The sequence below is a fragment of the Streptomyces sp. NBC_01445 genome, from assembly GCF_035918235.1.
Taxonomy (GTDB): domain Bacteria; phylum Actinomycetota; class Actinomycetes; order Streptomycetales; family Streptomycetaceae; genus Streptomyces.
This window is the reverse complement of sequence record NZ_CP109485.1, coordinates 211,408-231,941: the sequence shown is the minus strand read 5'-3', so window position 1 is coordinate 231,941 and position 20,534 is coordinate 211,408. Positions and strand designations below refer to the sequence as shown.

General features: G+C 68.3%; 21 protein-coding genes and 5 pseudogenes. 9 read left to right on the top strand and 17 right to left on the bottom strand.

Features of this window, described 5'->3' with window-relative positions:
• Window positions 1-268: 268 nt before the first annotated feature.
• On the bottom strand, window positions 269-883 hold the full coding sequence (locus OG574_RS01165) for a PadR family transcriptional regulator (protein ID WP_326771424.1): 615 nt from the start codon (window positions 881-883) through the stop codon (window positions 269-271).
• A gap of 100 nt (window positions 884-983) precedes the next feature.
• On the opposite strand from OG574_RS01165, the gene OG574_RS01160 reads away from it, so the two are divergent.
• The 5 genes and pseudogenes from OG574_RS01160 (at window position 984) to OG574_RS01140 (ending at window position 4,553) form a co-directional block, all read left to right on the top strand.
• Window positions 984-1,451: a hypothetical protein gene (locus OG574_RS01160; RefSeq protein WP_326771423.1), complete on the top strand. Its 468-nt coding sequence runs from the start codon at window positions 984-986 to the stop codon at window positions 1,449-1,451.
• A complete protein-coding gene (locus tag OG574_RS01155) occupies window positions 1,448-2,656 on the top strand; it encodes an FAD-dependent oxidoreductase (protein WP_326771422.1) in 1,209 nt (402 codons plus the stop codon). The genes OG574_RS01160 and OG574_RS01155 overlap by 4 nt, the downstream gene beginning before the upstream one ends.
• Before the next feature lies 1 nt (window position 2,657).
• Window positions 2,658-3,122, top strand: a pseudogene (locus OG574_RS01150) (kinase); the annotation flags it as partial.
• 50 nt (window positions 3,123-3,172) lie between these two features.
• On the top strand, window positions 3,173-3,502 hold the full coding sequence (locus OG574_RS01145; RefSeq protein WP_326771421.1) for a DUF6417 family protein: 330 nt from the start codon (window positions 3,173-3,175) through the stop codon (window positions 3,500-3,502).
• Between the two features lie 112 nt (window positions 3,503-3,614).
• Window positions 3,615-4,553: an IS5 family transposase gene (locus OG574_RS01140; protein WP_326771420.1), complete on the top strand. Its 939-nt coding sequence runs from the start codon at window positions 3,615-3,617 to the stop codon at window positions 4,551-4,553.
• Between the two features lie 57 nt (window positions 4,554-4,610).
• Here the strand turns inward: OG574_RS01140 and OG574_RS01135 are convergent, their stop codons facing one another.
• On the bottom strand, window positions 4,611-5,003 hold the full coding sequence (locus tag OG574_RS01135) for a hypothetical protein (RefSeq protein ID WP_326778845.1): 393 nt from the start codon (window positions 5,001-5,003) through the stop codon (window positions 4,611-4,613).
• Window positions 5,004-5,114: 111 nt separating this feature from the next.
• Here OG574_RS01135 and OG574_RS01130 point away from each other — a divergent pair.
• Window positions 5,115-5,255 (top strand): annotated as a pseudogene (locus tag OG574_RS01130) (IS630 family transposase); the annotation flags it as partial.
• A gap of 98 nt (window positions 5,256-5,353) precedes the next feature.
• Here the strand turns inward: OG574_RS01130 and OG574_RS01125 are convergent.
• The 5 genes and pseudogenes from OG574_RS01125 to OG574_RS01105 all read right to left on the bottom strand — a co-directional run bounded on the left by OG574_RS01125 (window position 5,354) and on the right by OG574_RS01105 (window position 8,949).
• Window positions 5,354-5,839 carry a DUF402 domain-containing protein gene (locus tag OG574_RS01125; protein ID WP_326771419.1) on the bottom strand — a complete coding sequence of 162 codons (486 nt, stop codon included), beginning with the start codon at window positions 5,837-5,839 and terminating at the stop codon, window positions 5,354-5,356.
• A 179-nt stretch (window positions 5,840-6,018) separates the two neighbouring features.
• A pseudogene (locus OG574_RS01120) lies at window positions 6,019-6,540 on the bottom strand (HAD-IA family hydrolase); the annotation flags it as partial.
• A 37-nt stretch (window positions 6,541-6,577) separates the two neighbouring features.
• Window positions 6,578-7,815, bottom strand: a protein-coding gene (locus OG574_RS01115; RefSeq protein WP_326771418.1) for an IS3 family transposase whose coding sequence is annotated in 2 segments (ribosomal slippage) — window positions 6,578-7,489 and window positions 7,492-7,815 — 1,236 coding nt in all. Because the reading frame shifts where the segments join, the coding sequence is not laid out codon by codon here.
• A 72-nt stretch (window positions 7,816-7,887) separates the two neighbouring features.
• Window positions 7,888-8,019 (bottom strand): annotated as a pseudogene (locus tag OG574_RS01110) (HAD family hydrolase); the annotation flags it as partial.
• A 112-nt stretch (window positions 8,020-8,131) separates the two neighbouring features.
• Window positions 8,132-8,949, bottom strand: a protein-coding gene (locus OG574_RS01105) for an IS5 family transposase (protein ID WP_442816782.1) whose coding sequence is annotated in 2 segments (ribosomal slippage) — window positions 8,132-8,617 and window positions 8,620-8,949 — 816 coding nt in all. Because the reading frame shifts where the segments join, the coding sequence is not laid out codon by codon here.
• A 297-nt stretch (window positions 8,950-9,246) separates the two neighbouring features.
• On the opposite strand from OG574_RS01105, the gene OG574_RS01100 reads away from it, so the two are divergent.
• Window positions 9,247-10,497, top strand: coding sequence for an MFS transporter (locus OG574_RS01100; protein WP_326771416.1), 1,251 nt, complete (start codon window positions 9,247-9,249; stop codon window positions 10,495-10,497).
• A gap of 141 nt (window positions 10,498-10,638) precedes the next feature.
• Entirely contained in the window at window positions 10,639-11,115 is a 477-nt protein-coding gene (locus OG574_RS01095; protein ID WP_326771415.1) for a hypothetical protein, read from the top strand.
• Window positions 11,116-11,248: 133 nt separating this feature from the next.
• Here the strand turns inward: OG574_RS01095 and OG574_RS01090 are convergent, their stop codons facing one another.
• The 3 genes and pseudogenes from OG574_RS01090 to OG574_RS01080 all read right to left on the bottom strand — a co-directional run bounded on the left by OG574_RS01090 (window position 11,249) and on the right by OG574_RS01080 (window position 14,058).
• Window positions 11,249-11,788: a hypothetical protein gene (locus tag OG574_RS01090; protein WP_326771414.1), complete on the bottom strand. Its 540-nt coding sequence runs from the start codon at window positions 11,786-11,788 to the stop codon at window positions 11,249-11,251.
• Window positions 11,789-12,197: 409 nt separating this feature from the next.
• A pseudogene (locus OG574_RS01085) lies at window positions 12,198-13,069 on the bottom strand (GNAT family N-acetyltransferase); the annotation flags it as partial.
• Between the two features lie 395 nt (window positions 13,070-13,464).
• Window positions 13,465-14,058 (bottom strand): TetR/AcrR family transcriptional regulator, encoded by a 594-nt coding sequence (locus OG574_RS01080; RefSeq protein ID WP_326771413.1) that lies wholly within the window; start codon window positions 14,056-14,058, stop codon window positions 13,465-13,467.
• A 90-nt stretch (window positions 14,059-14,148) separates the two neighbouring features.
• Between OG574_RS01080 and OG574_RS01075 the strand changes: the two genes are divergently transcribed.
• Window positions 14,149-15,105, top strand: a complete 957-nt coding sequence (locus OG574_RS01075) for an alpha/beta fold hydrolase (RefSeq protein ID WP_326771412.1) — start codon at window positions 14,149-14,151, stop codon at window positions 15,103-15,105.
• Window positions 15,106-15,278: 173 nt separating this feature from the next.
• On the opposite strand, the gene OG574_RS01070 is transcribed toward OG574_RS01075, so the two are convergent.
• The 7 genes from OG574_RS01070 to OG574_RS01040 all read right to left on the bottom strand — a co-directional run bounded on the left by OG574_RS01070 (window position 15,279) and on the right by OG574_RS01040 (window position 20,531).
• Window positions 15,279-16,238 (bottom strand): PDR/VanB family oxidoreductase, encoded by a 960-nt coding sequence (locus tag OG574_RS01070; protein WP_326771411.1) that lies wholly within the window; start codon window positions 16,236-16,238, stop codon window positions 15,279-15,281.
• On the bottom strand, window positions 16,235-16,501 hold the full coding sequence (locus OG574_RS01065) for a hypothetical protein (protein WP_326771410.1): 267 nt from the start codon (window positions 16,499-16,501) through the stop codon (window positions 16,235-16,237). The genes OG574_RS01070 and OG574_RS01065 overlap by 4 nt, the downstream gene beginning before the upstream one ends.
• Window positions 16,498-17,565, bottom strand: a complete 1,068-nt coding sequence (locus OG574_RS01060; RefSeq protein WP_326771409.1) for an aromatic ring-hydroxylating dioxygenase subunit alpha — start codon at window positions 17,563-17,565, stop codon at window positions 16,498-16,500. Before OG574_RS01060 ends, OG574_RS01065 begins: the two co-directional genes overlap by 4 nt.
• Window positions 17,566-17,740: 175 nt before the next feature.
• Window positions 17,741-18,553, bottom strand: coding sequence for an IclR family transcriptional regulator (locus OG574_RS01055; protein ID WP_326771408.1), 813 nt, complete (start codon window positions 18,551-18,553; stop codon window positions 17,741-17,743).
• Window positions 18,554-18,646: 93 nt separating this feature from the next.
• The gene (locus OG574_RS01050; protein ID WP_326771407.1) at window positions 18,647-18,781 is read right to left on the bottom strand and encodes a hypothetical protein; all 135 of its coding nucleotides are present in this window, start codon (window positions 18,779-18,781) and stop codon (window positions 18,647-18,649) included.
• Window positions 18,778-19,233 carry an aconitase X swivel domain-containing protein gene (locus OG574_RS01045; RefSeq protein ID WP_326771406.1) on the bottom strand — a complete coding sequence of 152 codons (456 nt, stop codon included), beginning with the start codon at window positions 19,231-19,233 and terminating at the stop codon, window positions 18,778-18,780. Before OG574_RS01045 ends, OG574_RS01050 begins: the two co-directional genes overlap by 4 nt.
• Window positions 19,230-20,531 carry an aconitase X catalytic domain-containing protein gene (locus OG574_RS01040; RefSeq protein WP_326771405.1) on the bottom strand — a complete coding sequence of 434 codons (1,302 nt, stop codon included), beginning with the start codon at window positions 20,529-20,531 and terminating at the stop codon, window positions 19,230-19,232. Before OG574_RS01040 ends, OG574_RS01045 begins: the two co-directional genes overlap by 4 nt.
• Window positions 20,532-20,534: the final 3 nt, after the last annotated feature.

Here is a 20,534-nt window from a genome sequence, read left to right as displayed (position 1 = left end):
GCACCTGTCGCCCCCTTGGCGCTGATCAGGAGGCGGGCGGATTGTGGCTGTTCGCGTCATGCTCCGCCCCGGAAGGGGCTTGTATGTCGTTCACTTGGCGCTACCGGAATTCATTCGCAGTGCATCGGGCTTCAGCCCGGTGGTGAAGCGAGTCTGGTGGTTCCGACGCGGAGCGTCGCGGCGTCCTCCCGGCAACCGTGCGGAGGACCCGTTTGACCCCGCGAGAGCGCAACGCTTCGGGCCGTCCCCGGGACCTCCGGGGGCGGGCTCACTGATGCATCGGCCCCGCCGCGAGGGCGTCGAGCTGGTCCTTCGACCACGTGAGCCCGCCGGCTCGCAGGTCTCCGACCACCGTGCGCACCCACTCCAGCTCCGCGGCCGTTACGGCTCGCAGGTACTCGGTCTCCAGGCGGGTGATGCGCGGCAGCCCCCGGTCCGCCTCTGCGGCCATGGCCGCTTCCAGTCCGTCGAGCTTCTCCGTGAGTGCGCCGGCTCGCAGCTCCAGTACGTTCGCCATCTCTTCCGGCGTGAGCAGCAGCAGATTTGACAGGGCGGCCGGGAACTCCGGGAATTCCTGTCTGGGTGCGGAGAGCATCTCTTCCAGCCAGGCGCGGGCGGTCTCGCGCCCCGTGTCAGTGACTTCGTACACGGTCCGCTCGGGGTATTGCTGATCGCGCTCTGTCTCGCGGACCGCGATCAGTCCGTCGTCATTGAGTCGCTCGATCGTGCGGTAGAGGCTCGCACGCTGCCTGACGTTGACGACCTGTTCTTTGCCCCAGTCCTTGACCAGGCGCTGGATGCCGTATGGGTGCAGCGGCTGGTAGTGCAGCAGGGCCAGGACGGTCAGGGCGAGGGGCGAGCTACGGGGAGCAGATGAACTCATGGACTCCACTCTAGCCTCAGACGAACTAGTTGACGTGATACTAGTTTCAGTGCAACTATCAAATGGTCGGCGCAACCCCATCCAGAGAGGAACCACCGAGATGTCCCTCACCGAGCGCATCCACTGCGACCACGACCTCGTCAAGCACCTGGGAAGCTGGACCGCGGCCAGCCGCTTCTCGGTCAAGGCCCGCCACGGGGCCGCTGTCCTCGACCTTCGTTCCCCCGGCCTCCCCGGCGACATCGAGATTCACGTCGACATGGACCGGGCCATGGTCAAGCTGCTCGTCGACGACAGCACCGCCATTGACCACTGGAACCTGAGGTGGACCGCCCGCGGCAAGATCAAGGACTCCCGGCCCCAGTCCTCGTCCACCGGCGACAAAGAGACCGGCCGCCGTATCCATCTGTCCGGTTCTGCGACGAACAGCGAGATCCGCATCCACCGCGGTGGCATCGCGATCCTGTCGGCGATGTTTTCCCGCGCATACGTCCAGGATGTGGGCCGCGCCAACAAGACCGGCGGCGTACCGACGATCGACGACCCGACCAGGGGGCACCAGTCATGACCCGCACGAGCAAAGCCCGCACAGCGCTCATCATCGGCGGCGGTATCGCGGGCCCCGTCGCCGCGATGGCCCTCCACCACGCAGGTATCGAGGCCGCCGTCTACGAGGCGTACGACTCCACGGCCGACGGGGCCGGAGGAGCCATGACCATCGCCCCGAACGGCCAGAACGCCCTCGACGCGATCGGCGCGGGCGACCTCGTCCGCGCCATCGGTACACCGGTCACCGCCATGGGTCTGCGGAGCTGGACGGGCAAGCACCTCGCACAGTTCGCCCCGCCCTCCCGCCTCCCGTCGCTGCAATTCGCCTGGCGCGCCGATCTCTACCGTGCGATCTACGACGAGGCGGAGCGCCGCTCGGTACCCATCCACCACGGCAAGCGGCTGACCGGCACGACGGACACCGACTCCGGCGTCACCGCACACTTCGCGGACGGTACGCAGGCCAGCGCCGACATCCTGATCGGCGCCGACGGCATCCGCTCCACGGTCCGCCCCCTCATCGACCCGCTCGCGCCACAGCCGAACTACGCCGGCCTGGTCTGCTTCGGAGCCCGGATGCACCAATCCGGACTTCCCTCCACCAACGGCGTCATGTACATGTGCTTCGGCAAGCGCGCCTTCTTCGGCTACCAGGTCTTCGACGACTCCTCGGCGATGTGGTTCGTGAACCTGCCCCACGCCCTCCCGATGACAGTCGCCGAGGCCCAGGCGATCGGTGCGAAGGAGTGGATGCGTACCCTGCAGACCGCCTTCGCCGACGACCGCACCCCCGCCCTCGAGATGATCAGCCGTACCGACCCCAGCCAGCTCCTCACCACCGGCCCGATGGAGAACATGCCAAGGGTCCCGACCTGGGCCCGCGGCCACATGACCCTGATCGGCGACGCGGCCCACGCCGCCTCGTCCAGCTCCGGTCAGGGCGCCTCCATCGCCACCGAAAGCGCCGTTGAACTGGCGCGCTGCCTCAGGGACCTGCCCTACGACCAGGCTTTCCGGGCGTACGAACAACTGCGCCGCCCCCGCGTCGAACGCATCATCAAACTCGGCGCCCGCACGAACAGCAACAAGACCGCGGGCCCGGTCGGCCGCGTACTGCGCGACCTCGTGATGCCGGCGGCCATGAAGCTGATCAACCCGGAGAAGATGGCCTGGCAGTTCGACCACCACATCGACTGGAACGCGAAGGCGGCCCCGCTCACCTGAACTCCAGCCCGTCCTCGGCCGGGGCCTGGCTCTGGTCGCTCAGGACAACCTCCCCAGGATCGTGCGGCGTGAGCGGGATGTGGCCGGCGGCAAGAACATCGGGCTGATCAATACGGTGGCCCGCTATTCGCTCGACGCCGGCTACCACGTCGTGGTCGAGGGCATCATGTATGCGGACCGGTACGGGCCGATGCTCGAGGACCTGGTCGGCGAGCATCGGGGTGTCTCCCGCTGCTACTACCTGGACGTGCCCTTGGCGGAAACGCTCGCGCGGCATGCGACCAAGCCCGACCTCGACTATCTGACCCAGGTCACCGAGCAACACCTTCAGGGCTGATACCGGGAGCGAGATCTGCTGCCCAGCGGAATCGAGACGGTGATTCACGCGAGCAGCACGCTGGAGGGGACCGTGGCGCGCATCGTGCGCGAGACCGGGCTGGACCGGGTTCAGCCGATCGACCGTTGATCTTCGCCGTCAGGGTCCAGCCCGGCGGGTGCACGGATATGGGTAGGGCCGTGCGGGTGCTCGGGCAGCTCTTTCAGATCCTCTTGGCTCTGGCGGTCGTTCTCCAGGACATGAACTCGGATGCCATCAGTCTGATCCCGGCGCAGGACACCACAGCGATCCGTCTGGAGATGCTTACCCTCGACGAAGCCCACGACCTGCTACGTCTTCTTCAACTGGTCGCTGCGGAGGGCCTGGACGAGCTGTCCGAGGAAGCCGAGTGGTTCGCCCGGGAGATCGCCGCGCGCATCCCCTCGGAGAACCGCCGTCGCCCAAAACCTCCCGCCGGCCGCTGCACGCCGCCGCTCGGAAGGCGTCCGCTTGCCGTTCGGCGGTCTTGATCAGTCGAACGAGGTCCCTGATGGGGTGATGCTGGCGGTGCCGGGGCATGACGGCAGGGCCTCTTGGTAGTTCGGAGGTGCGAACCGATCCGAGTACCAGGAGAGGGCCCTGTTGTCGCAGTCTGCCGTGTCGATGTCCGTGGAGGCCAGCTCGTCGGCGCGGTCGTGTGACTGTCTCGTGCACCGGTTCGGCAACGCGGCGGACCATCCGAACCGGCTGCCATGCTACGGCTCGGATATGACGGAGGCGGAGTGGCAAGTGGTGCGGGCTGCGTTGCCAGTGCCGGCCTGGCTGGAGGGCCGGGGCGGGCGGCCGGAGGGCTACTGCCACCGCATCATGATCGACGCTGTGCGGTATGTCGTGGACAACGGGGTGAAGTGGCGGAATCTGCCGGCGGACTTTCCGCCGTTTCGGCGGGTCCATGCCTTCGCCCGCCGCTGGCAGGTCTGCGGGCTGCTGACCGAGCTGCACGACCGGCTGCGTGACGCGGTCCGGGTCAAGGAGGGCCGCAAGGTCGATCCGACGGCGGCGATCGTGGACTCGCAGTCGCTGCGGGCGGCGGCGAGCGTGCCGCGCACCACGTCGGGCTGGGACGGCGGGAAGAAGGTGGGCGGCCGCAAGCGGCACCTGGCCGTGGACGCGCTGGGGCTGCTGCTGGTGGTGTTGGTGACGGCGGCGAGCGTGCAGGACCGCGATGCGGGCGTGCCGTTACTGTCCCGGCTGCGGGAAGGGTACTTCTCGATCCGGCTGGTGTGGGCGGACGGCGGTTACGCAGGGCGGCTGGTCGACTGGGCGAGCGAGGAGCTCCAGCTCACCCTGGAGATCGTCAAACGTTCGGACGACACTGCGGGGTTCGTGGTGCTGCCGAGGCGATGGGTGGTGGAACGCACGCTGAGCTGGCTGGTGCGTTCGCGTCGTCTGGTGCGCGACTACGAGGTGCTGACCGCCATGCATGAGGCGATGGTGCAGTGGTCCATGACCATGCTGATGGGCAGCCGGCTGGCCGGACGCCGCCGCGACGCCTTCACCCCGCGGCCGACACTGCACTGACCGCGCCGAATACTCCCGGCTCGACCTCGGTGGCCCATCCCCGGGCGGCCAGCCGCTTCACCCGGCCGCGCACTCCCTCCACCCTGGCGGGCGTCGTGTCCCAGCCCAACGCCAGAGCGATCTGCTTCGCCCGCATGCCTCGGCAGCGCGCGGCGCGGCAAGCACCGTCAGGATCTGCTGATACTCGGCCGCGAGGGCCTCCACACCGACACCATCGGCCCGGTGCGGCACCACCGAGCCCGCCACCGCGCCGCGCACCGACCCCGCGTCCCCGGCCGGAGCTTCGGCCAGCACCTCGGCCACCGCCGCCCGGGCCCCCGCCAGCCGCTCCACGGCATCTTCCGCCGCAGCCAGCGCAGCCTGCACCCGCTCGGCCTCCTCCCGCAGCTGCGCGACCTCTTCCCGGATCTTCTTCTCCCGGGCCTCCAGCAGTCCCAGCACCGACGGCATCAGCCACCTCCACGAGCGAGTACGAGCGGACGAACCACCCCATCTCTCCCGCCATCAACCGCCGTTCATGCCCGCCAAGCCCCAACCAAACGATCACGTTCGGAAAGCGGAAGCCTTCTGAAGTGGTCCCTGGCCAACCTCACCAAACACAGCCTCGACCAGCTCACCACGCTCGTGAAGACCCGGCTCAAACGGATGCAGTACCGACCCGGCCTCATCGCCAAGACTGGCCTCGACTTCCAACCGCCGTAACCTCAGCCATTGAAGATCTCTAGCTGCGGGGAATTACGTGATCGTCCACAGACGCTGGTGTGAAGTGCGGTTGTGGTGCCGCATCAGGTCTGCTGAGCTCAACGAATTTGGGCAAGCCACGCGCGGTAGCGGGTAGCGAAAGGTTCGGTGCCGTCGCGCAGCGCTGCTGACAGCCACTCCGCGGTGTTCTCTGCGTGGCTGATGACGTGCTGCGGGTAGCCGTAGCGGCCCTGATGGGTGGCGAACTCATCCTCATCGGCGATGTGGACGGATCCGTCTGCACGTGTCCGGCAGACGTCCAGGTCCAGGTCGACCGTGGTGACTCCACCCGTGTGTACCCACTTTGGCGGCGTGGTGACGTCGCAGTACACATCCAGCTGCGCAGGTGCCTCCTGGAACATGGCCGTCCACCAGGCGTCACGGGGAAAGAGCATGACGCGTGGCTCTTGAGTGGCGTAGACCTCGGACTGTTCGCCCTTGCCGTAGATCGTCCCGATCGACTCACCGAGCCAGACCCCGTACTCGTCCTCTCCCAGCCGCACCATGGTGTGGTGCCAGTGCAGACTGCCGTCGAACTTGCGCACGACGACCCGAACCTCTCCTTCACCCATGGAGGGAGGCTACGGTGTGCACGCCAACCGGTGAACCCTCCTTGTCAGAGCACGAGCGGGCCGGTGATCATCCGGGTGAGCCAGCCGAGGATGCGGTAAGTAACCGCAGCCTTGAGGTCGTGCGGCCGCAGCCCGTGATCAACATTCGACGATCACGCCTGGGAGAGGAGAGCCGGCAGGTTACGCATGTCATCAAAGACCACTGTGCCCGGCCCGTGCAGCCACTCTGCCGGGGTGAGCCCGCCGCAGTAGCCGAACGCGCGCATGCCAGCGGCGCGGGCAGCCTGCACACCATAGCGGCTGTCCTCGACCACGGCGCAGACCTCAGGGTCGAATCCCATTCGCCGTGCCGCGTGGAGGAAGAGGTCGGGTGCCGGCTTGCCGTGGGCCACTTCCGCCGCGCTGTAGATGCGACCTTTGAAGCGCGGGTACAGCCCGGTCAGACCCAGAGTGTGGCGAAGACCGGCATGCGTACTGCTGGAGGCTACACAGGTGGGCAACTGGATCTCGTCGAGGGCCTCCACCACGCCGTCGACGGTGGTGAGTTCGGCTTCCATGGCCTGACGGTACAACCGGTGCTGCTCCGCCTCGCACCCGTCCCGGAGCCGGTAGCCGAGGTGCTTCTCGACCTCGGTGATCATGTCGGCGTGTGAGCGGCCTACAAAGCGTTCGACGGGCCTTCCCCCGTGAAGGTGGGCACGCGGTTATTGATCACGCGGCGAGCGTGAGTTTAGCGGTGTGGTGTCGGTGTTCGTATTCGTTGGGGCTGAGGTGGCCGTTGGCGGAGTGCCGGCGGCGGGTGTTGTAGCGGGTCAGCCAGGCGAAGACGGTCCTGCGGCAGGTGCCGGAGTCGCCGTAGTCGTGGGCGCCCTGGAGGGTCTCGCGTTTCAGGGAGGCGTGGAAGCTTTCGCAGGCCGCATTGTCGGCACTGGTGCCGACCGCGCCCATCGACCGGGTGACCCCGAGCTGGTCGCAGAGGCCGGCGAAGGCCCGGGAGCCGTATTGGGCCCCGTGGTCGGAGTGGAACACGGCGCCCTCCAGGCTGCCGCGGGTCGCCGCTGCCATCCGCAGTGCGTCGGCGACCAGGCTGGTGCGCATGTGGTCGGCGATGGACCAGCCGACGACCTTGCGGCTGAAGCAGTCCAGCACGGTCGCCAGATAGAGGAACTGCCCGTTTTCCAGGGGGAGATACGTGATGTCGCCCATGTATTTCAGTCCGGGTCCGGTGGCGGTGAAGTCCCGCTGGAACAGGTCCGGGACCGGTGAGGCTGCCGGGTCCGGGACGGTGGTGCGCACGTGTCTGCGCAGGCGGATACCGGTGATGGAGAACGTCCGCATGATCCGGGCGATGCGCTTCTCGTTGACCCGCCGTCCTTTCTCGCGGAGCTCGGCGGTCACTCGCGGGGAGCCGTAGGCGCCGCCGGACTCGCCGTGGACCTCGCGGATCTCCTCGGCCAGGAGCCGGTCCTGGTGCTGCCGGGTGGCCCGGGCCTCGGCGCCGGCGAGCCACTTGTAGTAGCTGGACCGGTTCACGTCCAGGACCTGGCAGAGCCGCTTCACCTCGTAGGTGTCCCGGTGGTCGTCAACGAACTGGAAGCGGCTCCTCACCAGTTCGTCTCTCCGGCGAAATACTTGGCCGCCTTGCGGAGGATGTCCCGCTCGGTGGCCAGCTTGCGCTCACTCGCCTCGAGTTCGGCCACCCGGGCCTCCAGCTGCCGGACCCGCTCGTCCGGATCAGCGGACGGCACCGCCTCCCGAGGCCGGGTGCCCGGCTTCGCAGCCGCGGCGCCGGCGCCACGGCGTTCGCGGTCCCGCAGCACCCACTCACGCAGGGTCGCCCGGTTGACGCCCAGGTCAGCGGCGATGCTCTTGTAGGTCGCCCCGGGTGTGGACTCGTACAGGGCCACGGCATCGGCCTTGAACTCGTCCGAGTAGTCCTTCATCGCCATCGGCGGTCTTCTCGCTTCCTCCGGATCAAGCAGATCCAGTATCAGCGTGTCCACCACTCAGGGGGAGGCCCCGACGATCTCAGCCTCGCTGAGCGGCCAGCCGAGCAACGCCAGGCTCCTCGCGTCCACGCGTACTGCGATGCGCTCGCTGTCCACCAGAACGCCGTCACAGTCAAATATCAAGAGTTCAATGGGCTTGATCACGCCTGCATGGTAGGGGAGGGGCGCCCAGGCCATCCCTTGCTGCGCTCACTCCTCCACCTCGGCACGCAACCAGCTCCGCGCCGGGGCTGGTTGGGTGTCTGCTTAAGAGGTCCTAACAAAGGCGCTGGACGTGGCGGTGGGTGATGAGGCAGGTGGCAAGTCCGAGGAAGGCCTCGTGGATGTCGTCGCGGCGTTCCCAGCGGATGCGTAGGCGGCGGAAGCCGTGCAGCCAGGAGATGGTGCGTTCGACGACCCAGCGGAAGACGCCCAGGCCGGTGCCGTGCGGGTAGCCCCGCTCGGCGATAACCGGGCGGATACCGCGCTGCCAGAGGAGCCGCCGGTACTTGTCGTGGTCGTAGCCGCGGTCGGCGAAGAGCATGTCCGGTCGCCGTCGCGGTCGGCCGACAACACCAGCGACGGGTGGGATCTTGTCGAGCAGGGGCAGCAGTTGAGTGACGTCGTTGCGGTTTCCGCCGGTCAGCGACACCGCGAGTGGGATGCCCTGGCCGTCGGTGATGACGTGATGCTTGCTGCCTGGTCGCGCGCGGTCGACCGGGCTGGGCCCGCTTTTGGGCCGCGCCGAGCTGCCCTGACGTGGGAGGAGTCGATCACCGCCCGCGACCAGTCCAACTTGTTCGAGGCCCGCAGTTTCCTCAGCAGCACGACATGCAGCTGGTCCCACACGCCGGCCTCGTTCCAGGCGGCCAGGCGTCGCCAGCAGGTCATGCCCGAGCCGAAGCCCAACTCCTGGGGCAGGTACTCCCATTGGATGCCCGTATGCAGCACGAACAAGATCCCGCACAACGCCTGCCGGTCCGGCACCCGCGGCCGGCCCGCCACCAGCTTCGGGCCCGGCTCGGGCAATAACGGCTCGATCAGCGACCACAGTTCATCCGACACGACCCACGGCCGCGCTTGACGCTTTCCCACACCGAGACCAACGACCGAACAAGCCGAAAGTCACATGATCAACGACTTCTGTTAGTGCTTCTAAGCCTGCACCGCCGCAGGGTGGGCGGCCGCCGAACCACGGCAAGGAGCTGCGCTTCACCAGGTCGGCCACTTGGGGCGAGCCCGATGCCGCGACCGCGCAGGTCACTTGAGGGTGCCTTCATTTGTCGACACGGCCTTCGGGATGGAGCATTCGTCGGGGCCCGCCTCGCGGTTGGGGCACGCGATCTTGGTACGACTGCGGCGGGTTCTGCGGCCGCTGCTAGCCTGCCGTCCGTGATCAAGGGCGGCCTGGCAGGCCGAATAGGCCGCATGGCAGGGGACAACGGGCCGGAGCGCGTGCTGATCGGCGCCAGTTTCGTCAACCGGGTCGGCAACGGTCTGTTCAACGCGGCGTCGGCGCTCTATTTCACCTTGGTCGTGGGCCTGCCCGCGGTGCAGGTCGGCGCCGCGCTCACCATCGCCGGAGTGATCGGCTTGTGCGCGGGGATCCCCGGAGGGCATCTCGCCGACCGGCGCGGGGCACGCACGATCATGATGCTGGCCCTCGCGGTCCAGGCGATGTCGATGGCGGCCCTCGTCGTCGTCGAGAGCTGGGCCGCGCTCACGATCATCGCGACGGTCGATCAGATGGCCGCGGCGGCTGGTGGGGCGGCCTGGGGCGTTCTGGTGGTCCGGGTGGGGGGTGATCGCCCGGCCCTGTTCCGGGCGAGGTTGCGAACCTTCGTCAATCTTGGCGTCATTCTCGGAACGGTGGGTGCCGGGCTGGCGCTGGCCGCGGACACCCGTGGCGCCTATGTCACGCTGATCCTCGGCAACGCGGCGAGCTTCGCCCTGTGCGCGGTGTTTCTGCTTCTGCTGCCCCGTTATCCGGTGCTGGCAGCGCCGCCGCAGCAGTGCCGTTGGCTCGCTTTCAAGGACCGTCCGTTCCTGACGTTCACCGCCCTCTACGGGGCCATGGGGCTGCAGTACCCGGTGGTCTCCCTGCTCCTGCCGATCTGGATCTCCGAACACACCGAAGTGCCGCGCTGGACGGTGGCCGCGCTGTTCGCCGTCAATGCCGCCTTCTGCGTGCTGATGCAGACCAGGATCGGCTCCCGTATCGAAACCCTGCACGACGGTGGCAGGGCGTTTCGCACTGCGGGGCTGCTTTTCCTCGTCAGCTGCCCGATGATGGCGCTGGCGGCGTACACCCCTGTCTGGGCGGCGGCGGGACTGGTCCTGGCAGCGATCTTCGTCCATAGCCTGGGAGAGGTCTGGGAGTCCTCGGCCAGCTTCGCCCTGGGTTTCGGTCTTGCCCCCGACCATGCCCAGGGTCAGTACCAAGGTGTCCTCGGCCTCGGCTTCAGCGCGGGCCAGGCTCTTGCCCCCGCGATCCTCACCACGGTGGTGCTCGGCCTCGGGACGGCGGGCTGGCTGCTGCTGGCGTTGTTCTTCGCGGCGCTGGGCGCTGTCGGCCCCTCTCTTGCCCGCTGGGGCACGCGAACCCGGCCGCAGCCGGGCGTTACTGCGGAAGGGACGGGATGACCAGGGCTTGTCAGGAGTCTTCTGCCTGGCGAGGAAGAGTGCGCGTGCAGCGCGCTGACGCTGGAGTAGTGAAGGGCATCGGTGGTCAGGGTCTGTCCGGTGGATCACCAGGGCCCGTTGCCTGCCTTCTAGGCTGGCGCCATGGACAACGGGCTCTCTCACGAGGGAAGCGCCTTCATCAACTTTCGACGCTACGTCCCAGATCCGAAAGAGCACGGGTTTCGGTGGGTCGACATCAAGCAGCTCCCCTTCTCTGCGGAGTCCGTGGACGATAGAGGGCTGCTTGCCGAACTGATGGGGGCCATCGACCTGGTTCCCAGTCGTCCATTCTCTATTAGTGGTGCGGAAGATGAGTGTGCCAGTATTGAATTACCGTCGCTCGGTACTGGAGATTTGACAATGGATGAAATTGTGATTGATTCAGTTGGCTCCGTGAGTGAGTCATGGTCGCCTGTGCATCAAGCTGTCGAGATGAATGAATATGAAGAACTTGCTGTTCTTCTGGGTTCTGGAGCGGACCCGAACGAAATCTGCTTCGGTATGGCGCTGTTGGCGCACGCGATTGATTTGGAGGGTGATTCCAACCTGCAGACCGGATACCGTTGCATTCTGCCTTGACCGCCATCGTGTTGGCTTATGGGGCCGATCCTTCTCTTCCGTGCGTTGACGGAGAAACTCCGATGGAAATTGCCATGCGTTGCGATCATCAGTCGGCCCAGCGCCTCCTTGAAGCCTTCCTCGCGAAGAGCTCCTAATGCTCCAGCTGTAGATCGCGATCTTCGTGCCTGGGCGGCCTGTCGCTGATAGTGGCTGGCCTGGGATCGGGCCTGGTGGCGGCGTCGCCGGTGGGACCAAGCAAGCAGGCCCGCACAGCGAACGCGTCCTCCTGGTGGTTTATGACGTTGTGGTTCGCGAGGAGGGGCAGGTGCTCGGCGTCACGAAGGCCGGGGGAACGCGTTCCGCGACGTAGCTGAAATCCTCCGGCACCGATGCCGGCCCGTGGCGCCTCCCGGTAGCGATCCTGGCCGAAAACTTCGCCCACCGTGCGGGCCACGAAGGCGGCCTGGTCGCTGTCGTTGACAGTGATCAGGTAGTTCACCTCGTAGTCGACGTCAACCTCCAGGCCATGAGCGTGAGCGATGCCGCGCGCAATCTGGGTCGACTCACGCTTGCCTATGTCGCGGTGACCCGTACCCGCATGCGGCTCGACCTGGGGGCCTGTCCTGGATCGACCATCATCCTGACGGGACGGTACCCGGATCGGCCACTCACGCACCAACCACCACGCCACAGAGATCGTTTACGGGGCCCGGTGGGAGTCTGACATGGGCGGGATGGCGGATCCCTCTGGCCGCTCGACATGGCGAGGAGGAGTAGATCCACGGTGAGTCCCACGGATTTGCCGTCCGTCCCCGTGGCCGAGAACTTGACCTTCTGCGCTGTCCAGGGTTGCTTCTGGACAGAAGCGAACTTAACCAGGGCGTGGTACGCATCGAAGTCCTTGCCATTCTGGGTGAGGGTGACAGTGCCCGGCCGAAGGCGGACGCCGACGTCGACCTGAGTCTCCTCCTGCACGATGACGGGTTCGCCGCTGGCGCTCAGATCCACGGTGCTCTCCAAGGGGGAGGGATGGGGTTCAGCTGTTCAGCCTGGCAGCTGTCTGTGCATCGGAAGAGGGCGTTCATAAACGGTGTTCGGCGTCAGTCCGCTGGGGTGCTGGGCGGCGTTCCGTCGACGGCCGTCGATGGACTCGCGGTTGAAGCGGTTCCTGCAGGGGGCTCGGGCGGGAGCCCCTCTTGGCTGTGCTGCGCGCCCCGAACAGGAAGGCGAGAGCTACGAGCGTCGCCGACCCTGCTGTGAAGGCCGGAGAACCTGTACCCGGCGAAGTCGGCGACGTGGACGTACCCGATGCGCTGGTAGAGGGCATTGCTGGTGGGGTTGTCCGGGTCCGTGAACAGGACGACATCCGTCGCGCCCGCAGCCAGTGCTGCCCGGCTCGCCTCGACCGTCACGGCGCCCGCGTAGCCGCGACCCCGGAGGTGGGTCGGGGCGTAGACGGGGTCCACCCTGTCCATGCCGCCGACCATCGAGGTCGCGGCCGCCATCGCGACGGGGGTGCCGTCCGGGGTCTCCCAGAACGTGAAGTGCCTGTCGCCGAAACGAGAGTCGTCCCAGGAGCCGGCGTCAATCAAGTCGATGGAGGGCTGCTTCCCGACGTCGACACAGAACTCAAGGCACCAGTGCACGACTTGCTCACGGTCCTGCCCGCCCGTGAGGCGCCCCGGTCCTCCGGGCGCGGCTGCGGTGGGGTGAGTGTGCCGAGGCGGTAGAGATGCGTCCGCCAGAAAGGCGGTACCGGCGCCGCGCTCGTGTGCCGCTGCCAGGACTCGGCGAAAGCGTCGGCAGTGTCGCGGTCCGCGATGACGTTGGACGGCGAGTGGCCGAGGCCGGCCAGGTGAGCGGCGAGGGCGTCGGCCTGCTCCACAGAGAGGGCAGTGAGGCCCAGGCGGCCGCCCGGAGTGAGATAGAAGACCGCGTGGACTTCACCTCTTGACTGCAGTCGGCCTAAGACGGGGGTTGCGCCATCACCCAGGCCCTGCCGCCCGAGTACGACGACCGCCTGTTCACCGTCCACGAGCAAGGAGCCAACGAGCAGCAGCTCCAGCAGATTGCGGCCGACGGCCTCGCGCAGATGTACTTCCGCGCGTACAACTCCCGGGCACACGGCCTCGGGGTGGAATTCACCGACGTGGAACGACTCGACATCGAGCTGTGATCGCCCACTCGTGGCAAGGGGCCCCGAACCGCGCGCCGGTTCGGGGCACCTTCCCGTGCCGCCGGGTAGCCGGCGGCGGCATGCCGGTCGGCCGGCGTCGGGAGGGCCAAGGAGCATTTTGTGGTTTGGGCCCGCGGCGTATTCGGAGGTGATCGCGTCGGGCGGAGGGGCCTTTCGCCGCCCGCGCCTAGCTAGCCCTGGTTGTGCAAAGCCTGTGAGAGCGCGCTCATGCTGATGTCGACGATCGCGCTGAGATGCTTCTGGCTCGCCCCGGCCCTGCTCATCACAGCCAGGGATTGGTTGACCGCCGTGATGTGAGTGGCGTAGTTCTCGGCGTCGCCCTCGGCCAACTCTGCGGTGTTCAAGGCGGTCTGCAGCCGCGCACGCTGAAGCCCCACGGCTTCGATCGCACGCGTGGCGATAGCGGGGCTGAGTACTGGAGTCGCCATCGCGGTCTGAGCGACCAGGCATCCGTCCGGCACGTCGGGGTCGGCGATGCGTTTGAGGGTGACTTCAAAAAACGCCCGTATCGCCAGCAGCGGTTCCCCGGACGCGCCGGAGGAAAGCGCCTGTTGGTACCTGTCTCCATACCGGACGGCATAACGGTCCAGGCAGCGCAGGTAGAGCGAGTCCTTGTCGCCGAACGAGGAGTAGATGGAACTTCGGTTCAGTCCGGTCGCCCTGCAGACGTCGTCGAGTGAGGTGTCGGCGTACCCGGCCCGCCAGAACTGGAACATCGCCGCGTCGAGCACGATGTCCACGTCGAACTGCTTCTTTCCGGCCATACCGCATACACCCCGTTCTTGAGCCAGTCCAGCGTGGCCTTGTTCATCCTATCCTGAACTGAATAGTCCAAGATTTGTTAGACTCGGGGCATGACCGACCCCGACACCGCCATCGGCCCGAACGGCTCTCCCGGTCAGAGCCAGGTCTCTGGGCTGCCGCTGCGTGACCTCGCGGGCTTCGCCCACCGCTGGGTCGATGCGGAAGGAGTCCGGCTTCACGCCGTGGAAGGCGGTCGGTCGAGCGGCCCCACCGTCGTGCTGCTCGCCGGATTCCCGCAGACCTGGTGGGCTTGGCACAAGGCGATGCCGCGCCTTGCCGAGCGCTTCCGCGTGATCGCGATCGACCTGCCGGGACAGGGCCACTCCGATCGCCCCCAAGGGGGCTACGACACTCACACCGTCGCTTCGCGCATACAGGCCGCGTTGACCGCGCTCAACGTGCCGAAGTACTGGCTCGTCGCCCACGACATCGGGGCCTGCGTCGCCTTCTCGCTCGCCCTGAGGTACCAAGACCGCCTGCACGGCGTGGCCCTGCTCGACGCCGGCATTCCCGGAATCACCCTCCCGGACGCCATCCCAACGGATCCCGAACAGGCCTGGAAAACCTGGCACTTGGCATTCCACGTGTTGCCCGAACTGCCCGAGACGCTGATCACCGGCCGCGAGCGTGACTACGTGGCCTGGTTCCTGAGGGCCAAGACACTGTCTCCGGACACGTTTGACAGCACCGACATCGACCACTACGCCGCCTCCATCGCAGCCGAGGGAGGGCTCCGGGCGGCTCTCGCCTACTTCCGCGACGCCACGGAATCAGCGCGCAAGAACCAGGACGCTCTCGCTTCCGGACGAGGGCACTTGACCATCCCGGTCCTGGGAATCTCCAGCTCCCACGGCTCGATCCCCGACATGGCCGCCTCCCTCAGTCCCTGGGCAGAGAACGTGACCGGCGTCGTCATCCCGGAAGCCGGGCACTTCATTCCCGACGAGCAGCCCGACGCGACCGTGGACGCGTTGACCGCGTTCATCGATCACGCGCGTGTCGAGTAGAGCGTGTCAGGGAGTTCGCCAACACCAGATCCTCCGCACCCTCGCCGAAGCAGCAGTTCTCCGGGTCTTCCATGACCTCTCCGAGCACTACCTCGACACGGATACCGACCACCCGCCGGCCGAGTGCATCCCGTACGTCGACCTTCGTCGTTCCGTGGCTGCGGTGACCGCCGTCAGCGTTCGAGGACCAGCCTCGAGCAGCCGGGGGCGGCCCGGGAGACGCAGACGAACATCACATCGTTGGCCGCTCGCTCGTCGGGCGTCAGCAGGACGTCGCGGTGGTCGATCGTGCCCGACAGGACGCCGGTCTCGCAGGTGCCGCAGGTGCCTTCCCGGCAGGAGGAGAGGACCTCGATGCCGGCCTCCTCCATCACGTCGAGGATCGTTTTGTCGGCAGGCACCTGTAGAACCTGTCCGGAGTCGGTCAGCTCGACCTCGAAACCCTCAAAGACGGCGTCCGGGTCGGCCTCGAGCGCCGTGAACCGTTCGGTGCGCAGCGTGCCGGACGGCAGGGGCGTGCACACGCACTCCAGGGCATCGAGGAGCGGCGCCGGCCCGCAGCAGTAGATCGGCGCGCCATCCGGACGGCCTGCGACGATCCCGGCCAGGTCGAGGAGTCCGGTCTCGTCCTGCGGGCGGACGACGACGCGGTCGCCGTGGCGCGCCACAAGGTCGTCCACGAAGGCCATCGAGCCCCGGGTGCGGCCACCGTAGTAGAGCCGCCAGTCGGCACCGGCTGCGTCGGCCGAGGCGAGCATCGGGAGGATCGGCGTGATGCCGATGCCGCCCGCCACGAAGACGTATGCCGCCGCCGGCTCCAGCTCGAAGTTGTTGCGCGGACCGCGTGCCTTGATCGGATCGCCCACGCCGAGCTTGTCGTGGACGTGCGCCGAACCGCCGCGGCTTTCCGGCTCGCGCAGCACGGCGACCTGCCAGCTGCTGCGGTCGTCCGGATCGCCGCACAGCGAGTACTGCCGCACCAGCCCGTCGTCGAGCAGCAGGTCGATGTGGGCCCCGGCACACCAGGCAGGCAGCTCGGCCCCGTCGGGGCTGCGCAGTTCGAGTAGCCGGACGTCCGCGGCGGGCTCCGTGGCGGCCGCGACGACCAGCTCCAGCTCGATCTCAGTGTTCACGCGTCCACCAGCTCCGGCTCGGGGTCGGGTACGGCGGAGTCGGTCCGGCCGCCGTGCGTGTCCGGGTGCGCCAGGAGCCACTCCCACAGGGCGATGGGGTCGGTGTCCTCGTGGGCGGTGCCGCACCAGCAGTAGCCGACGAGCACGTCGGTGTTGAGCTTCCACACCACCCGGTAGACGGTCCGCCCCTTGAGCATCTTGGTCGGCGCCGGCAGGTCCGCGCGCACGGGGGCGGCGGGACCGGCCTGGTTGGGGCTGCTCATGGCGCGGTCACCGCCTTCGCCGCGGCCGTCCTCTCCTCGCCCTGGGCGACCAGCTTGGTGAGGATCCGGCGGGCGGCCAGGGCGCCGGTGTCGATGTTGATCGACAGCTCCTGGTAGTTCTCCTTCTCGCCCTCGACGACCTTTTCGAGCAGGTCGAGCGCAACGACGTCCTGCATGACCACCGTGTGGTTGTTGGTCGCGAGGAACTCGGTGACCTCCTCGTCGTCGAGCGCGAAGTCACGCGAGACCATCCAGAAGTCCAGGGTCTCGTGCTCGGTCGACGGGGTGATCCCGTAGGTCACCTCGACGTGGAAGGCCTTGTCGTCCGGGCCCTCCTGCGGCGGCAGGACGCCGGCCGGGGCGATCCGGCTGTGCAGCAGGTAGAGGCACGGCGCGTGGTACTCGACGTCCTGCCAGCGGGTGATCCGGCCATCGATGCCCGTGGACTTGGAGTAGAACGGCGGGCACTCGGCGTCGTCCATGTGGCGGCTCACGTAGACGACGTTGGCGTCCTCGTCGACCTCGGTCGTGATCGGCGTCTCGGCGACCTCCGGCGTGCCGATGTAGCCGCCGTGGAGGTAGGTCTCGTGGGAAAGGTCCATCAGGTTGTCGACCAGCAGGCTGTAGCGCGCCTTGAGCGGCTCCATGCCGCGGACGACCGTGTAGTTGGGCGAGTCCAGCCACGGCGCCCGCGGGATCAGCGCCTCGTCGGCCAGCTCCTGGTCACCGATCCAGACCCACACCAGCGAGTCCTGCTCGCGGACCGTCCAGGCGGGGACGCGGGCCGTGCGCGGGATCCGCTTCTGGGCCGGTGCGGCGACGCAGGCGCCGGTCTTGTCGTAGGTGAAGCCGTGGTAGCCGCAGACGATCTGGTCGTCCTTGAGGTGGCTGAGCGACAGCGGGTACCGGCGGTGCACGCACCGGTCGGCCAGCGCGACGACCTCGCCCTCGCCGGTCCGGTAGAAGACGAGCGGCTCTCCGCAGATCGTGCGTCCGAGCAGGCCGTCGCCGATCTCTTCACTGTAGGCGGCGACGTACCACTGGTTCACAGGCCAACTGGGCATCGGTGTCTCCTTGTGTGTCTCTCGCCCGGCCGAACCCCGTCCGGGGTCCGGTGCGACGACCGGGTTGCCTCACGTTGACCGACGCGGCCCTCTGCGGCCCAGGGCACTTCCGATGTACGGAAGGAAAGGAATTTCAGCTCGCGCCTGACGGGCTCTCAGCCCACGCCCACGGACCTCAGCCCGCGTCCAGCAGACGCCGGCCACGGGTCGGCCGGGTCGGTTCCCAGCCCAGGGCGCGGGAGATGCTGCGGCTCGCCGCCTGTACCGCGGGGGTCAGCGCCGTCAGGGTGAGGGGGCCGTCGGAGCGGACCACGACGGAGAGCGCCGCCACCACCTCGCCGCCCGCGCCACGCACGGGGCAGGCGACCGACAACGCGTCCTCGGTCACCTGACGGTCGCTGAGGGCCGACCCGGCGCCACGCACTTCGGCGAGCATCTTGCGGAGCACCGCGGGGTCGGTGACGGTGTACGGCGTCCAGCGCCGCAACGGCTCGGCCAGCACCCGCTCCTGGACCACCCGAGGAGCGTGTGCCAGCAGGACGAGTCCGACGCCGGTGGCCGGCAGGGCGAAGCGCCCGCCGACCTTGGTGAGGACCCGGATCGCGCCACGGCCGGTGATGCGCTCCACGTAGACGACCTCGAGCCCCTCGCGCACGGCCAGCTGCACGTTCTCGTGGGTCGCCTCGTAGAGGTCCTCCATCGCGGGCAGCGCGGTCTCCCGCAGGGCGAGCCCGCGGGGCGCCGCGCACGCCGCCTCCCAGAGCCGGAGTCCGATCTGGTAGCCGCCGTCGGCCTCTTCCAGCGCGCCCCACTCGATGAGGTCGGTGACGATGCGGTGGGTGGTCGTGAGGGAGAGGCCGCTCGCCCGGGACACCTCGGAGAGGGTGAGCCGCGGGCGGGCGGCGCCGAAAGCGCCCAGCACGTCGAGTGTGCGGACGCTGAGGGAACGGGCGTCGCGCCCACCCGTCGCTGCGCTTTTACCAGGCACCGGCGGCTCCGGGATGCTCGGGCTCCTGGCGGGAGAGGGCCGGGAGCAAGGCGCGCCCGATCGTGTACGGGCGGGCGCGGGGCGATATGAGGGCTACCGTACGGCCCCGCCCAGGTCGCCGGGGCGGGGCGGGCCGAGGGTGTCCGACCGGTCACCCGCGCCTCGGGGGCCGTCACCGGTGAAGTCGGTGACGGCCCCCGAGCCGCGGGCGGGGCGCGGACTCGTCACCGCGGATGATCTGCCCGCGGCCACGGGCCGTGCACCACCACCAGCCCGTTGTCGGCGTCGACCTCGACGCGGTCGCCGGTCGCGATCCTGGCGACCGGGTCGTCGTCGAGCTCGGTCACCGTGGGGACGCGGGTCACGATCGCGCCCAGGGCGGCCTTGGTGGTCAGGTTGGTGAAGACCATCGCCAGCGGTGCGGTGCCCATGAGGCGGGTCGACTGGAAGAAGCCGGACCAGCCTGAGGAGCCCTTCGCCCCCGGGAAGACCAGCACCTTGCCGGTGAAGCAGACGCCGTAGAGCTCGTGCCTGCGCTCGACGATGGTGCCAGTGGCCGGATCGATCCCGCCCCAGCCGGAGATGGTCTCGTGGGAGACCAGGGCCTCGCCCTCGACGCGCCCCGGCACGATGCCGCGGCCGCGGAGCACAAGCCGCCGGGGTTCTGCGACGCTGGTCATCGGACCACCGCCGCGGGGGCCAGCGAGCCGCGCCAGCGGCCGGTCACGGCGGCGTCGACGCACTCCTCGGTGGTGCCGAACCAGGCCTCGATGCCGAGGATCGCCGGCAGGTAGTGGGCCTGCTTGGCCGAGTCCGTGGCGAACACCTTGGTGCCCGCCGGCGCCACCCGCGACATGGCCGGGCAGGAGTCGGTCAGGACCCGTCCCCCGGCGCCCTCGATGGTGGCCGTCCACCCGTTGCGGTCCGCGACGGAACGCAGCGCGCGCGGCGTCATGACCCACAGTTCGGTCCCGGCCGACAGGGTGCGGCCCTCGAGCGCCCGCGCGACCCGGCCGATCTGCTCGAGCGAGGCGTGCGGGCAGCCGATCAGCACGAAGTCGACGTCCTCGCTGTTCCCGATGGAGTTGAGCGAGTCGTACATCGCGCGGCGCTCCGCCTCGCCGTAGTGCAGCGGCTCGGGCGGGGCGGCGCCGCCGAAGGCGGCCTCCAGGGTCGGCGCGTCGGGGGTGCGTCCAGGGATGTGGTACATCTCGACGCCGCCCGAGGAGGCGGCGGCCGCACCGAAGTGCTTCAGGTCCGCCAGGTCGGGCTGGCCGAGGTCGCCGACCATGACCGGCCGCGCCTCCATGACCGCGTCGCCAACGAAGTAGCCGAACATGCCCCAGTCCTGGAAGCCGGTCATCCGCAGCCCGGACTCGATCAGATGGGTGCCGTACCGGTTCTCCACCAGGTGGTTGCCCCAGCAGGGGATCCGGCCGGTGATGCTCGCCGACCCGGTCGAGGCGCCCCCTTCGCAGTTGGTGCGCGCGCCGAGGACCGAGTTGGCGTACACCACCGCCGAGGACTCCATCCAGGCGACGTGCTCGCCGTAGGTCGGCAGGTTGCCCACCTGGTACGGAGTGCACGTGGCCAGGACGTTGACGCCCTTGGAGCTGTAGAACGACTCGGCGTCGGCCTGCAGCTCGATGTTGCGCTCGGAGTACGGCATGATCCCCAGCGCGTCGTTGCCGAAGCCGTGCTGGAGCTGGCAGGTCGGCACCTTCATCTGCGGCACCGTGATGTCGTCGTCGCAGTCGAGGCTGATCACCGCGAACGCCTTCGACCAGCCGCCCTCCTCGAACAGCTTCGTCTTGGCGGGCGAGGGCTGGGTGTTGGTCCCCGCCACATTGCGTGTCTCGCACAGGTGCTCGGCGCCCAGGGCGTCGGCGTACCTGATGAGCAGGTCCATCGCCGCCGCGACGGCGTCGCCGTCACGGCCGTCGCGCATGGACTTCTCTTCGTCGGTCAGAGCGACCATCGG